This is a genomic window from Ewingella sp. CoE-038-23 (genome assembly GCF_040419245.1).
GTDB lineage: Bacteria > Pseudomonadota > Gammaproteobacteria > Enterobacterales > Enterobacteriaceae > Ewingella > Ewingella allii.
This window is the reverse complement of sequence record NZ_JAZHOH010000001.1, coordinates 4,547,224-4,560,317: the sequence shown is the minus strand read 5'-3', so window position 1 is coordinate 4,560,317 and position 13,094 is coordinate 4,547,224. Positions and strand designations below refer to the sequence as shown.

The following is a 13,094-nucleotide window of genomic DNA, read 5'->3' as shown; positions in this document are numbered from 1 at the left end:
CGTAAGTGACTGGAATGATTGAAGTGCCCAAGGCAGGCGCTGCTCGCAGGATGACCGTTATCAGTTGATCTGCGGCTCGAGAGGAGCATCCGGTGACGCCGGTAAAACGAGATAGGTCCCTTCAAAAATTGCTCCGTTAGGCTCATCGCCTAACAGATTCACTTCCAACTGAACGCGGGCCCTGCGCCCCTTCGCCAGCCGGTCGAGATCGCCACTGATAGAGCTGAGGTCGGCGATGGCGCGCGGACGGCCGGTGACGGGCGCGCTGTAGCGAATATGGGCATCGGCCAGAACAATGGTTCCCCCCAAGTGGCGCTCGCGTAGCAGCAACCAGATTAACCCCCAGCCGGTCAGCGTCGCCAATGAGAACAGGCTGCCGGCGAACAGCGTATGATGCGGATTCTGATTTCCCGCTTCCGGCATGGTGGTGACGAAACGCTGGCCGGTGTACTGGCTAATGCGCACACCCATTTTCTCACTCAGCGGAATATGGTCATACCAAGCTTGTTGCAACTGCCCGCACCAGTCGGGGCGGTGCAGAATGTCGTCCAACGTCTCAATCGGTTTGATCATTAAGAAGTGGCGCACTGGCGTGGTCTGCGGGGTAGTAATTTCCCCCTGGTTAACGAAACCCAGTTTGGCAAAGAATGCCTCAGCGTCTTCGCGCGCACTACACACCACGCGCTTCACTCCCTCCTGACGAGCAACGGACTCCAGCGTCATCGCCACCAGCGTCCCCAAGCCTTTACCTTGGACGTTCGGGTCTACGGCCAGAAAGCGAATCGACGCCTCGTTATCCGCATTAATATACAAACGCCCCACGGCCACGGTGTTGCCGTGCTCATCCACCACCATTTGGTGGTGTGCCATGGCGTCATAGGCATCACGTTCTGAGCCTTCGGGCTGATGCAGCGGCTTACGCAACATCTCCCAGCGGAAGGAGTAATACGCCGCCAGTTCTTTTTCGGTTACAGGAACTCTCAAATGATACATAGGTAGATTCTCTCCGGCGCGATGCCTTTTAAATCAGACTTGTAGCCAGAAGGTCACGGGTCCGTCATTCACCAGTGCCACTTTCATGTCGGCGGCGAAGCGCCCTGTTTCAGTCGGAATGCCTTTCTCCCTGCATTCCCCGCAGAAGTAGTCATACAGTCTTTCGGCTTCTTGAGGCGCTGCGCCTCGCGAAAAGCCCGGGCGATTGCCCTTTTGGGTATCGGCCACCAGGGTGAATTGCGAAACCACTAGCAGGCTGCCCCCTGCCTGTTGCACGTTAAGGTTCATCTTGCCGTTCTCATCACTGAAGATACGGTATCCGATCACCTTATCGCACAGTTTTTTTGCCTTTTGCTCATCGTCACCCTGTTCGACACCCAGCAAAATCAGTAATCCTGGCCCAATCTCACCGCAAACTTCGCCATCAACCGTCACGCTGGCATTCAGCACGCGTTGAATTAATGCAATCATAAAAATCCTTTCGTGTTACGCCATTAGGGTTCTTTGATATTTAAAGCCGCGGTGTCCGAAGTGCGCAGTTTGCGCAGTGAGCGGTATTCACCCAGCGTGACGGTGATCTCCGCCCCCAGCAGCACAATACACCAGCTCACATAGACCCATAGGAACAAGATCGGAATCACCGCCAGCACGCCATAAATCAGCTGATAAGAGGGGAAAAGCTGGATATAGAGCGCAAACACCTTCTTGCCTAGCTCAAATAATATGCCTGAGACCAAAGCGCCGATTAACGCGTCTTTTGGCGGCACGCGCACCGTCGGGACGACCTGATAAAGCAGCCAGAAGGAGATCCACGAAATCAGCAGAGGCAGCACGCGCAGCACGCGGTCGATCACCGAATGCACGTCCGTCACGTTGCTCAGCCAGTTGAGTGAGAGCAGGTAGGAGCTGATCGCCACGCTGGCTACCAGCAGGATTGGGCCGAGGGTCAGCACCATCCAGTAGACGGCAAAGGAGAAGACGATCGGGCGTTTGTTTTTGCTGTCCCAAATCTTATTCAGCACGCTGTCCACCGAGGCGATCAGCAGCAGCGCGGTGATAATCAGCCCACAGGTACCGACGGCGGTCATTTTGCTGGAGTTGGCGACAAACTGCTCGAGGTAGCGCTGGATCACGTCGCCGGTGGCGGGCATGAAATTATTGAAAATAAAGGCTTTAAGCTGCTCGCTTATCTCGGAAAATACCGGAAAAAGGGCGAACAGCGAGAAAACAACCGCGATTAATGGCACCAATGAGAGCAGCGAAACGTAGGCCAGATGGCCCGCCAGTAACGTCAGGCCATCCTTATCGGCACGCTTAAGCAGCAGGTGTACAAAATGCCCGCCCGCTTTTACTCGACGCCACAGTACTCTCATCCATGCTCCGCGGCAGAAAACCAGGTTGGTACGGTTTTTTTGTCTTCCACCAGCACGGCTCTGATACCCACGGACTGTGCGGCCTCGACGTTCTCGAGCACGTCGTCGAAGAACACCGCCTCGCTGGCGCTAACGCCTTCTTTATTCAGCACGTATTCGAAAATGCGGGTTTCGGGCTTACGCATCCCTAAGTCTTGCGACAGATAAATAGCATCCGTATTTTCTGCGATTTCAGGGAAGTGTTTTGGCCAGTAGTCGAGATGCAGGCTATTGGTGTTAGACAGCACCACCACGCGATGGCCCTGCTGGCGCAGCGTTTTGAAAAGCTCAATCACCTCTGGGCGCAGCCCAACAAACACCGCGTGCCAGCCCGCGCTGAATTGCTCAAAGCTGAGCGCAATGCCCATTTCTTCGCACAGCGAGGTGGCGAACTCTTCGTCGCTGATTTCGCCGCGTTCGTGCTTCTTGAACACGTCGCCCATTGAAAATCTTTCATTGAGTATCGCCAAAGGCGTACCGCTGAGGTTGCTCCACACCCCAAGCACACGTTTGAAATCAATATCAATAATGACGTTTCCCATATCAAAAATGTACAGCATTGCACGCTCCTGATTTCAAAGATGATGCTTAACTTTAGCGGGAAAAGGGTCGTATGAACAGGGAGAGGCCCACAGGGTTGCGAGGTAAATTGAGTAAAAAACACAAAAAAAACAGGGCACCCAAAGGCGCCCTGTTCGATTGAAAACGTCTAGCGAGGAAGAAAATTAACTTTCTTTAGGACCACGCATTGCACGTTTACGATCGTTCTCAGTCAGGTGACGTTTACGGATACGTACAGACTGAGGAGTCACTTCTACCAGTTCGTCATCATCGATGAATTCCAGAGCTTGCTCCAGAGACATTTTGATAGCAGGAACCAAGGTAGTCGCTTCGTCAGTACCGGACGCACGCATGTTGGTCAGCTTCTTACCGGTCAAGCAGTTCACGGTCAGGTCGTTAGAACGTGAGTGAATACCGATGATCTGGCCTTCATACACTTCTGCGCCGTGGCCCAGGAACAATTTGCCGCGGTCTTGCAGGCTGAACAGTGCGAACGCTACAGCTTTGCCCTGACCGTTAGAAATCAGAACGCCGTTCTGGCGCTGACCGATTTCACCCGGACGAACGTCGTCGTAGTGGCTGAAGGTGGAGTACAGCAGGCCAGTACCAGAAGTCATGGTCATGAACTCAGTACGGAAGCCGATCAGGCCACGCGCTGGGATCAGGTAATCCAGACGGATACGACCTTTGCCGTCAGGGATCATGTCCTTAACGTCGCCCTTACGCTCACCCATGGCTTGCATGACTGAACCCTGGTGCTGTTCTTCGATATCCAGCGTTACGTTTTCGAATGGCTCTTGTTTACGACCATCAATCATCTTGTTGATAACTTTTGGACGAGAAACAGCGATTTCGAAACCTTCACGACGCATGTTTTCAATCAGAACTGACAGGTGAAGTTCACCACGGCCAGATACGCGGAACGCATCAGCATCTTCAGTTTCTTCAACACGCAGTGCCACGTTGTGCACCAGTTCTTTGTTCAGACGGTCAAGGATCTGACGTGAAGTCACATACTTACCTTCTTTACCACAGAACGGAGAGGTGTTTACGTTGAAGTACATGGTAACGGTTGGTTCATCAACGCTCAGTGGAGTTAGCGCTTCGACGTTCTGTGGATCACAGATGGTGTCGGAGATGTTCAACTCGCCCAAGCCGGTGATAGCAATGATGTCGCCTGCTTCAGCCAGTTGAGTTTCGATACGCTCCAGACCCATGTGGCCCAGTACTTTACCGACTTTACCGTTACGGGTTTTGCCTTCGCTATCGATGATAGTGACTTGTTGGTTAGGCTTAACCACGCCGCGTTTGATACGGCCGATGCCGATAACGCCAACGTAGTTGTTGTAGTCCAGCTGAGAGATTTGCATCTGCAGTGGGCCGTCACGGTCAACTTTAGGTGCTTCAACGTGGTCTACGATTGCCTGGTACAGCGGGGTCATGTCTTCGGCCATATCAGCATGGTCGGTGCCCGCGATACCCATCAATGCAGATGCATAGATGATTGGGAAGTCGAGTTGCTCGTCAGTCGCGTCGAGGTTAACGAACAGGTCGAAGACCTGGTCAACAACCCAGTCAGGACGTGCGCCCGGACGGTCAACTTTGTTGATTACCACGATCGGCTTCAGACCATTAGCGAATGCTTTTTTGGTCACGAAACGGGTTTGCGGCATTGGGCCATCCATTGCATCCACAACCAGCAGCACCGAGTCGACCATAGACATCACACGCTCTACCTCACCGCCGAAGTCGGCGTGTCCTGGGGTATCAACGATGTTGATGCGGTAGTCTTTCCAATTAATGGCGGTGTTTTTTGCGAGGATGGTAATCCCACGCTCTTTCTCCAAATCGTTGGAGTCCATTACGCGTTCAGTTGCTTCTACACGCTCTCCGAAAGTACCGGATTGTTGCAGCAACTTGTCGACCAGGGTGGTTTTACCATGGTCAACGTGGGCAATAATGGCGATGTTACGCAAATTTTCGATCACAGCTTTGCCTCAGGCATTAGAAATAGCGCGCTATTGTACACGTATTAAGCGAGGTTCTAAACAAGATCACAATGATCTTATCGAAACAACTCGATGATGGTTACTTTGTGATCCCTTTCACGGTGCAAACGGGCCTTTGCACTCGCTTGGCGCACCAATTTGGTGCTTCAGATCTGGCCACTAGCACCAAAAAGGTGCAAAAACTCCGTTATGGTGCATACTCAAAAGGTGCAAAAGCCCTTTAAAATGGCGTTGTTTGCATTTTCTCAAAGTTGGCACAGATTTCGCTATTACTTTTAAGGGTGAAAAAAGTCTTATCAGAGCTATTCCCCAGTACGTTGAAGTTGCCACCCAGGCGGCAACCTAAAATTACGCGGGATAAATAAAAGCTGTTTAGGCCACACGCCAGTTCCACTAGGGTTGTTGTTTACAAATAAATGCCAACTAATTGGTTATTCGTTCCACGACGATAATGAGAATTTCGGGAGAACTAGTATGTCCGCTGAACACGTTTTGACGATGCTGAATGAGCATGAAGTGAAATTCGTAGATTTACGTTTCACTGATACCAAAGGCAAAGAGCAGCACGTCACCATTCCATCTCACCAAGTGAGCGCTGACTTCTTCGAAGAAGGCAAAATGTTTGATGGTTCTTCAATCGGTGGCTGGAAAGGTATTAACGAATCTGACATGGTTCTGATGCCAGATGCCAGCACTGCTGTTCTTGACCCATTCTACGAAGAAACCACGCTGATCATTCGTTGCGACATCCTTGAGCCAACTACGCTGCAAGGTTATGACCGTGACCCACGCTCTACTGCAAAACGTGCAGAAGACTTCCTGCGCTCTTCAGGCATCGCGGACACCGTTCTGTTCGGACCTGAGCCAGAGTTCTTCCTGTTTGACGATGTGCGCTTCGGCAGCAGCATCTCCGGTTCCCACGTTGCTATCGATGATATCGAAGGCGCATGGAACTCCAGCACCAAATACGAAGGCGGCAACAAAGGCCACCGTCCAGCGGTGAAAGGCGGTTACTTCCCAGTGCCTCCGGTTGACTCCTCTCAGGACCTGCGTTCTACCATGTGTTTGACCATGGAAGAAATGGGCCTGGTTGTTGAAGCTCACCACCACGAAGTGGCAACAGCGGGTCAGAACGAAGTGGCAACCCGCTTTAACACCATGACCAAAAAAGCTGACGAAATCCAAATCTACAAATACGTGGTTCACAACGTGGCTCACGCATTTGGCAAAACTGCGACCTTTATGCCAAAACCAATGTTTGGCGATAACGGTTCAGGTATGCACTGCCACATGTCTCTGTCTAAGAACGGTAACAACCTGTTCTCTGGCGACAAATACGGCGGCCTGTCTGAAATGGCACTGTTCTACATCGGCGGTATCATCAAGCACGCGAAAGCGATCAACGCCTACGCTAACCCGACTACCAACTCCTACAAGCGTTTGGTCCCGGGCTACGAAGCGCCAGTTATGCTGGCTTACTCTGCGCGTAACCGTTCTGCGTCTATCCGTATTCCACACGTATCTAGCCCTAAAGCTGTGCGTATCGAAGCTCGCTTCCCAGATCCAGCAGCTAACCCATACCTGGCGTTCGCCGCTCTGCTGATGGCTGGCCTGGATGGCGTTATCAACAAGATCCACCCTGGCGATGCGATGGACAAAAACCTGTACGACTTGCCACCGGAAGAAGAAGCAGAGATTCCAAAAGTTGCAGGTTCTCTGGAAGAAGCCCTGAACGCGCTGAACGAAGACCGTGAGTTCCTGACTCGTGGCGGCGTGTTCACTGACGATGCTATCGACGCTTATATCGCTCTGCGTAAAGAAGAGATGGATCGTGTTCGCATGACTCCACACCCAGTTGAGTTCGAACTGTACTACAGCGTTTAATCGCTAATGAGCGCCGGGCAGCTGGCGCTCAAGAAACACCCGACTGAAGGCCAGCAGTGTGAAGACCTTCAGCGTCTTAAAATAAGTAAGACATTTTTTTGTTGCCGTGGAAACTTTCAGCCCATCTTCGGATGGGCTTTTTTCTCCACACTCTTTCCTGCTTAACCAATCTGACCCGTGAATCTGCCGGGTAGCCGGATAAAATGCACCACGACGGTGCGGGAGACAGCGGTATGGCAACTGGTAAGCTGCCTGATTCGGGGCAGATTTTGAATTCTCTAATCAATAGCGTTCTGCTATTGGATGACGAACTGGCTGTGCATTATGCCAACCCTGCCGCACAACAATTGTTGGCGCAAAGCTCCCGGAAACTGTTTGGCACGCCGCTGCCGGAACTGGTGGGCTATTTTTCACTCAATATTGAGTTGATGCGCGAAAACTTACAGGCAGGTCAAGGATTTACAGACAGTGAAGTGACGTTAGTGGTTGATGGTCGGGCACACGTCCTGTCCTTGACGGCGCAGGCTTTGCCAGAAGGTTTTATTCTGGTCGAACTGGCCCCGATGGACAATCAGCGTCGCCTGAGCCAAGAGCAGCTGCAACACGCCCAACAAGTGGCCGCCCGTGATTTGATTCGCGGATTGGCGCACGAGATTAAAAACCCGCTGGGTGGATTACGCGGCGCGGCGCAGCTTTTATCACGCGCCCTGCCCGATCCCGCCCTGCTGGAATACACCAAAGTCATCATCGAGCAGGCAGACCGGCTGCGCAATCTGGTGGACCGACTGCTCGGCCCACAGCGCCCGAGCCAGCACGTGACTCAGAGTATCCATCAGGTGGCTGAGCGCGTTTGCCAGCTGGTCTCGATGGAAAAGCCGGACAATGTTGAGCTAATACGTGATTACGATCCGAGCCTGCCCGAGCTGGCGCACGATCCTGATCAAATAGAACAAATTCTGCTGAACATTACCCGCAACGCCTTGCAGGCTCTGGGTGAGGAAGGCGGAACCATAACATTGCGCACACGCACCGCCTTCCAGATAACCCTGCATGGCGTGCGTTACCGCTTAGCCGCCCGTATCGATATCGAAGATACCGGTCCCGGCGTGCCGGCGCATTTGCAGGATACACTTTTTTACCCAATGGTCAGTGGCCGCGAGGGGGGAACAGGACTGGGCCTGTCTATCGCGCGCAGTTTGATTGACCAGCATTCGGGTAAAGTTGAATTTAACAGTTGGCCAGGACATACCGAATTCTCGGTTTACCTGCCTATTCGCCAGTGAGGTTCTTATGCAACGAGGGATAGTCTGGATCGTCGATGACGATAGCTCCATCCGCTGGGTTCTTGAACGAGCGCTCACTGGGGCGGGCTTAAGTTGCACCGCTTTTGACAGCGGCAATGATGTGCTCGAAGCCATCGCCACCCAAACCCCTGACGTGTTGTTGTCCGATATTCGCATGCCCGGCATGGACGGTTTAGCGCTGCTAAAGCAGATTAAGCAGCGCCACCCGATGCTCCCGGTCATCATAATGACAGCGCATTCTGATTTGGATGCGGCGGTTAGTGCATATCAACAGGGTGCCTTCGACTACCTGCCAAAACCTTTTGATATTGATGAAGCCGTGGCTCTGGTCGAGCGCGCTATCAGCCACTATCAGGAGCAGCAGCAGCCACCGCGCAGCCAGCCTGCCAGCGGCCCAACAGCAGATATCATCGGCGAAGCCCCTGCCATGCAGGACGTGTTTCGCATCATTGGTCGCCTTTCACGCTCCTCCATTAGCGTGCTGATCAACGGTGAGTCTGGTACCGGTAAAGAGCTGGTGGCGCACGCTTTGCATCGCCACAGCCCGCGCGCCAAAGCGCCGTTTATCGCGCTGAATATGGCGGCTATTCCGAAAGACCTGATTGAGTCCGAACTTTTCGGCCATGAAAAAGGCGCGTTTACCGGCGCAAACACCATTCGTCAGGGGCGTTTTGAGCAAGCCGACAACGGCACGCTGTTCCTCGATGAAATCGGTGACATGCCGCTGGATGTGCAGACTCGCCTGCTGCGCGTGTTGGCCGACGGCCAGTTTTACCGCGTGGGTGGCTACGCGCCGGTGAAAGTCGATGTGCGCATTATTGCCGCGACGCACCAAAACCTTGAGCTGCGCGTGCAGGAGGGCAAATTCCGTGAAGACCTGTTCCACCGTCTGAACGTGATTCGCGTCCATCTTCCGCCACTGCGCGAGCGCCGTGAGGATATTCCACGCCTGGCGCGCTACTTCCTACAAGTGGCAGCCAAAGAGCTGGGTGTGGAAGCGAAAAACCTCCATCCTGAAACCGAAACTGCGCTGACTCGCCTGCCATGGCCGGGGAACGTGCGCCAGTTGGAGAACACTTGCCGCTGGTTGACCGTGATGGCCGCCGGGCAAGAAGTGTTGATTCAGGACCTGCCGAGCGAACTGTTTGAAAGCTCCGCGCCGGAGTCTAGCGGGCAAAGCCTGCCGGACAGCTGGGCGACGCTGCTGGCACAGTGGGCGGACCGCGCGCTGCGTTCCGGTCATCAAAACCTGCTGTCGGAAGCTCAACCTGAAATGGAGCGCACGCTGCTGACCACCGCGCTGCGCCACACTCAGGGCCACAAGCAGGAAGCCGCACGGCTGCTGGGCTGGGGGCGTAACACCCTGACCCGCAAGCTAAAAGAGTTGGGAATGGAGTAAAGCGGGCCGCAATAACCCGTTGCTCGCAGACAAAAACAGCCGCATTAGCGGCTGTTTTCATTTCGGCGGAACGCAGGTCAAATCACGCGAGAGAATTGCTGCTGGCGCACCTGTTTGCGCAAATAGATATCAAAACACATGCAAACGTTGCGGATTAACAGACGCCCGCGCGGCGTAACTTGAATGCCGGTTCGGCTGATGTCCACCAGCCCGTCTTTGGCTAATGGCTGAAGCAGCTTCAGATCCTCGGCAAAGTAACTCGAGAAATCAATGGCATAACGCTGTTCGATTGGCTCGAAATCCAGCGCAAAATGGCAAATCAGCGACTTAATTACCTCGCGGCGCAGGCAGTCATCGTCGGTCATCTCTAAGCCGCGCCACAGCGCGTGGCCGTCGGTTGCGACGCGCCGATAATAGGTTTTTAAGTCTTTCTCATTTTGCGCGTAAGTATCGCCAAGCATGCTGATGGCCGAGACGCCAAGTCCTAGTAGGTCGCTGTCGCCCTGAGTGGTGTAACCCTGAAAGTTGCGGTGCAGCTTGCCTTGCTGCTGGGCGATAGCCAGCTCGTCGTCCGGGCGAGCAAAGTGGTCCATGCCGATAAAGCGATAACCCGAGTCGGTCAGCGAAGAGATGGTTTCTTGCAGAATGCGCAGTTTCTCTTCGGCACCCGGCAAATCCTCATCTTTGATTTTACGCTGGGCGGCGAACAGCTTGGGCATATGGGCATAGTTAAACACGCTGAGGCGGTCGGGGCTGAGTTCAGCCACGCGCTGCAAGGTGTAGGCGAAGCTCTCCGCCGTCTGCTTCGGCAAACCGTAGATCAAGTCGATATTGGTCGAATTGAATCCCAGCGCTTTAGCCCGGGCAATCAAAGCGAAAATAAAGTCTTCATCCTGTTCGCGATTCACCAGTTGCTGAACTTCTTTATTGAAATCTTGCACGCCCATGCTCAGGCGATTAAAGCCTTCGGCGCGCAGGTGATCGAGCACGTCCAGCTCGATTTCACGCGGATCCAGCTCCAGCGACATCTCGGCGTTGGGCTGGAAGTCGAAATGATCCCGCAGGAGGCCCATCAAACGGCTTATCTGCGCTTTATCCAGATAAGTGGGCGTACCCCCTCCCCAATGCAGCTGACTCACCTGACGGCCTTTAAACAGCGCGGAGCGTTGACGAATCTCTTGCTCTAAGACATTGAGGTACTCTTCCGCTTTATGCTGCTGCCGAGTGACCAGCTTGTTGCAGCCGCAGAAGTAGCAAAGCTTGTGGCAAAACGGGATGTGGACGTACAGGGAGAGTGAGCGATCGGGGTAGCGCTGGGCGGCGCGACGAAAAGCAGCGTCGTCGTAGGTTTCGCTGAATTCGAGAGCCGTGGGATAAGAGGTATAGCGCGGACCGGAATAGTTATATTTTTGGATCAGGGCCAAATCCCACACGGCGGTGGATGGCGATTCAGAAGCCGATGACGCAGCGCTGGTTGAGTTCATGATGCTCACTCCTTGCGACGTCTGCTCCTGCGCGAACGCATAACGGGCAGGTGTTTAGCCTGCCGCATCGTGCTCGCATGACGCAAACGTGCTTTGGTTTTCGATAACCGGCGTAGTTTAACGAATAACCAAAGCATATAACATGCAAAGAGTAAGGCTATTGCCGTTGGGATGACCCAGCGCAATTTTTAGAAATCTTCTTTCGGATTCCCGCGCTTAAGCAGCTGCATCATGTCTTCTTTTTTCTCTTCTTCGTCAACTTCGTCGTCTTCATCGCCAAGTTCAATACCCAGCAACTCCATCAACACGTCGATACGGTCAAGAGTCTGATCAACATAAGACTGATCTTCTGCGCTCAGGGTTTCGCCGTCGTCCAGCTTATCCAGCAGGCTATCGAGGCGCGGATCGTTCTCCAGCAGCGTCAGCTCTTCTTCTGGCGGCAGCTGAGGTTTGGCTTCGGCCTGGGGTTTTGCGGTTTTCTTGGCTTTAGTCGCGTTATTGAAAACAGTTTCAACCACCAGCGGCACGGCTTTCTTGCTGCCAATGCGCGGGTCAGCCTTCTTGCCGCCTGCTGCATTCTGGTCTTTTGCTGCATCTGGGTTAGCCCGTGAACCCGCTTTACGGCCACGGCGTTTGTTATCACGCTTGCGTTGGCGCGCTTCGATATCGAGTTCAACGCGATTTTTTTTCTTCTTAGGTTTTGCTGTCGCGGTATTGGCGCTCGGCGCTTTCGCTGGCTGTTTCATGGCATCTGCTCTTAGGTGTGTTCAATTAGTATAGATTTGCGGCGGAATCTAGCAGAAAGCGAACAAAGAAAAAAGGCAGCAAGTAAGCCTTGCTGCCTTTTTATCTCCTTCCGAAGAAGGTTATCCTTACATTACGTTCCATGTTTGGTCTCAACGTCCCAATTTTTCCCTTACCTTTCAAAGCGTCCAGCTTTGTTCATCCATGATTGCGATGCAGTTCCTATGATCCATGAAGGCTGATTCATCCTTGCTTCCATTCTTTCCTTCATCGCGTAAGAATTACTTTACCCCAATCAGCTTAAGGCTCAAGATACGCAGCATATGAAGAGAGTGTGATTTCCTGGGTGTTCTGATATCTCACTGAATTTAAATATTTTTATAAATCACGGCGCGAAATAAAGCGTGATAGCCCGCATTTTGAATGGCAAATGTCTTACATCGTGAAGGAATATTTTCTACACCTTCATTTCTATGACCCCTTCTCATCATCATTCGGATCACAAAAACAGAAACGCATCCCGCCCCTGTTGCAGCTATAATCGCCAGCCAGATACCTAAGCATTTCGGAGAAGCACGTTTTGACCAGCCAAACTTACAACTATCATATGACCCATTTCGTCATGAGCGCCCCGGACATCCGGCATCTGCCAAGTGATGAAGGCATTGAAGTCGCATTTGCTGGTCGTTCAAACGCCGGCAAATCCAGTGCGCTAAATACCCTGACCCAGCAAAAAGCGCTGGCGCGTATCAGTAAAACGCCGGGCCGTACTCAGCTGATTAACCTGTTTGAAGTGGAGCCGGGCATTCGTCTGGTCGACTTACCGGGCTATGGCTACGCGCAGGTTCCGGAAGAGATGAAGATCAAGTGGCAGCGCTCTTTGGGTGAATACCTGCAGATGCGTAACTCCCTGAAGGGTCTGATCGTGCTGATGGACATTCGCCACCCGCTGAAAGACCTCGACCGCCAAATGATTGAATGGGCTGTCGCGGTGGGCACGCCAGTTATGCTGCTGCTGACCAAGGCCGATAAACTGGCGTCCGGCGCGCGTCAGGCTCAGGTCAAAATGGTTCGCGAAGCCGTTAAAGAGTATATGGGCGATATTCAGGTCGAAGCTTTCTCTTCGCTGAAAAAGCAGGGCGTCGATAAACTGAGTCAAAAGTTGGACACTTGGTTCAGCGAGCTGCCGCCTGAAGTGCTGGAAGATGGCCTGTCTGGCGAGTAATGCTGTGTTAGAGATTTGCTAGAGATAGCGAAGAGAAAGGGTGGCCTGCGGGTCACCCTTTTTTGTGGCGAAAAGCCGC

11 protein-coding genes are annotated in these 13,094 nt (G+C 53.1%); 4 read left to right on the top strand and 7 right to left on the bottom strand.

The features are described from left to right. Positions 1-60: 60 nt before the first annotated feature. The 5 genes from fabY to typA form a co-directional block, all read right to left on the bottom strand. On the bottom strand, positions 61-993 hold the full coding sequence (gene fabY, locus V2154_RS21860) for a fatty acid biosynthesis protein FabY (RefSeq protein ID WP_353503803.1): 933 nt from the start codon (positions 991-993) through the stop codon (positions 61-63). A 33-nt stretch (positions 994-1,026) separates the two neighbouring features. Further along, complete coding sequence (dtd, locus tag V2154_RS21855; RefSeq protein WP_034794473.1) at positions 1,027-1,464, bottom strand: D-aminoacyl-tRNA deacylase; 438 nt, start codon at positions 1,462-1,464, stop codon at positions 1,027-1,029. Between the two features lie 23 nt (positions 1,465-1,487). Further along, the gene (locus V2154_RS21850; protein ID WP_353503802.1) at positions 1,488-2,366 is read right to left on the bottom strand and encodes a virulence factor BrkB family protein; all 879 of its coding nucleotides are present in this window, start codon (positions 2,364-2,366) and stop codon (positions 1,488-1,490) included. Beyond that, positions 2,363-2,965: a glucose-1-phosphatase gene (gene yihX, locus V2154_RS21845; protein WP_353503801.1), complete on the bottom strand. Its 603-nt coding sequence runs from the start codon at positions 2,963-2,965 to the stop codon at positions 2,363-2,365. The genes V2154_RS21850 and yihX overlap by 4 nt, the downstream gene beginning before the upstream one ends. A 165-nt stretch (positions 2,966-3,130) precedes the next feature. Further along, entirely contained in the window at positions 3,131-4,954 is a 1,824-nt protein-coding gene (gene typA, locus V2154_RS21840) for a ribosome-dependent GTPase TypA (RefSeq protein WP_353503800.1), read from the bottom strand. A 495-nt stretch (positions 4,955-5,449) separates the two neighbouring features. Here typA and glnA point away from each other — a divergent pair, with 495 nt between their 5' ends. The 3 genes from glnA (at position 5,450) to glnG (ending at position 9,562) form a co-directional block, all read left to right on the top strand. After that, on the top strand, positions 5,450-6,859 hold the full coding sequence (gene glnA, locus V2154_RS21835; protein ID WP_034794466.1) for a glutamate--ammonia ligase: 1,410 nt from the start codon (positions 5,450-5,452) through the stop codon (positions 6,857-6,859). Positions 6,860-7,092: 233 nt separating this feature from the next. Beyond that, the gene (gene glnL / locus V2154_RS21830; RefSeq protein ID WP_034794669.1) at positions 7,093-8,142 is read left to right on the top strand and encodes a nitrogen regulation protein NR(II); all 1,050 of its coding nucleotides are present in this window, start codon (positions 7,093-7,095) and stop codon (positions 8,140-8,142) included. A 7-nt stretch (positions 8,143-8,149) separates the two neighbouring features. Beyond that, positions 8,150-9,562 (top strand): nitrogen regulation protein NR(I), encoded by a 1,413-nt coding sequence (glnG, locus tag V2154_RS21825; protein WP_034794464.1) that lies wholly within the window; start codon positions 8,150-8,152, stop codon positions 9,560-9,562. Positions 9,563-9,639: 77 nt separating this feature from the next. Here glnG and hemN read toward each other — a convergent pair whose 3' ends face one another. Next, complete coding sequence (gene hemN / locus V2154_RS21820; protein ID WP_353503799.1) at positions 9,640-11,046, bottom strand: oxygen-independent coproporphyrinogen III oxidase; 1,407 nt, start codon at positions 11,044-11,046, stop codon at positions 9,640-9,642. A gap of 188 nt (positions 11,047-11,234) precedes the next feature. Next, positions 11,235-11,792: a Der GTPase-activating protein YihI gene (gene yihI, locus V2154_RS21815; protein ID WP_353503798.1), complete on the bottom strand. Its 558-nt coding sequence runs from the start codon at positions 11,790-11,792 to the stop codon at positions 11,235-11,237. Between the two features lie 578 nt (positions 11,793-12,370). Here yihI and yihA point away from each other — a divergent pair. Beyond that, the gene (yihA, locus tag V2154_RS21810) at positions 12,371-13,015 is read left to right on the top strand and encodes a ribosome biogenesis GTP-binding protein YihA/YsxC (RefSeq protein ID WP_353503797.1); all 645 of its coding nucleotides are present in this window, start codon (positions 12,371-12,373) and stop codon (positions 13,013-13,015) included. Positions 13,016-13,094: the final 79 nt, after the last annotated feature.

Excerpts from the sequence above, each read along its gene's own strand:
- glnG (WP_034794464.1), top strand. The coding sequence starts at position 8,150 with ATGCAACGAGGGATAGTCTGGATCGTCGATGACGATAGCTCCATCCGC.
- glnA (WP_034794466.1), top strand. The coding sequence starts at position 5,450 with ATGTCCGCTGAACACGTTTTGACGATGCTGAATGAGCATGAAGTGAAA.
- glnL (WP_034794669.1), top strand. The coding sequence starts at position 7,093 with ATGGCAACTGGTAAGCTGCCTGATTCGGGGCAGATTTTGAATTCTCTA.
- dtd (WP_034794473.1), bottom strand. The coding sequence starts at position 1,464 with ATGATTGCATTAATTCAACGCGTGCTGAATGCCAGCGTGACGGTTGAT.
- V2154_RS21850 (WP_353503802.1), bottom strand. The coding sequence starts at position 2,366 with ATGAGAGTACTGTGGCGTCGAGTAAAAGCGGGCGGGCATTTTGTACAC.
- yihI (WP_353503798.1), bottom strand. The coding sequence starts at position 11,792 with ATGAAACAGCCAGCGAAAGCGCCGAGCGCCAATACCGCGACAGCAAAA.
- yihX (WP_353503801.1), bottom strand. The coding sequence starts at position 2,965 with ATGCTGTACATTTTTGATATGGGAAACGTCATTATTGATATTGATTTC.
- hemN (WP_353503799.1), bottom strand. The coding sequence starts at position 11,046 with ATGAACTCAACCAGCGCTGCGTCATCGGCTTCTGAATCGCCATCCACC.
- fabY (WP_353503803.1), bottom strand. The coding sequence starts at position 993 with ATGTATCATTTGAGAGTTCCTGTAACCGAAAAAGAACTGGCGGCGTAT.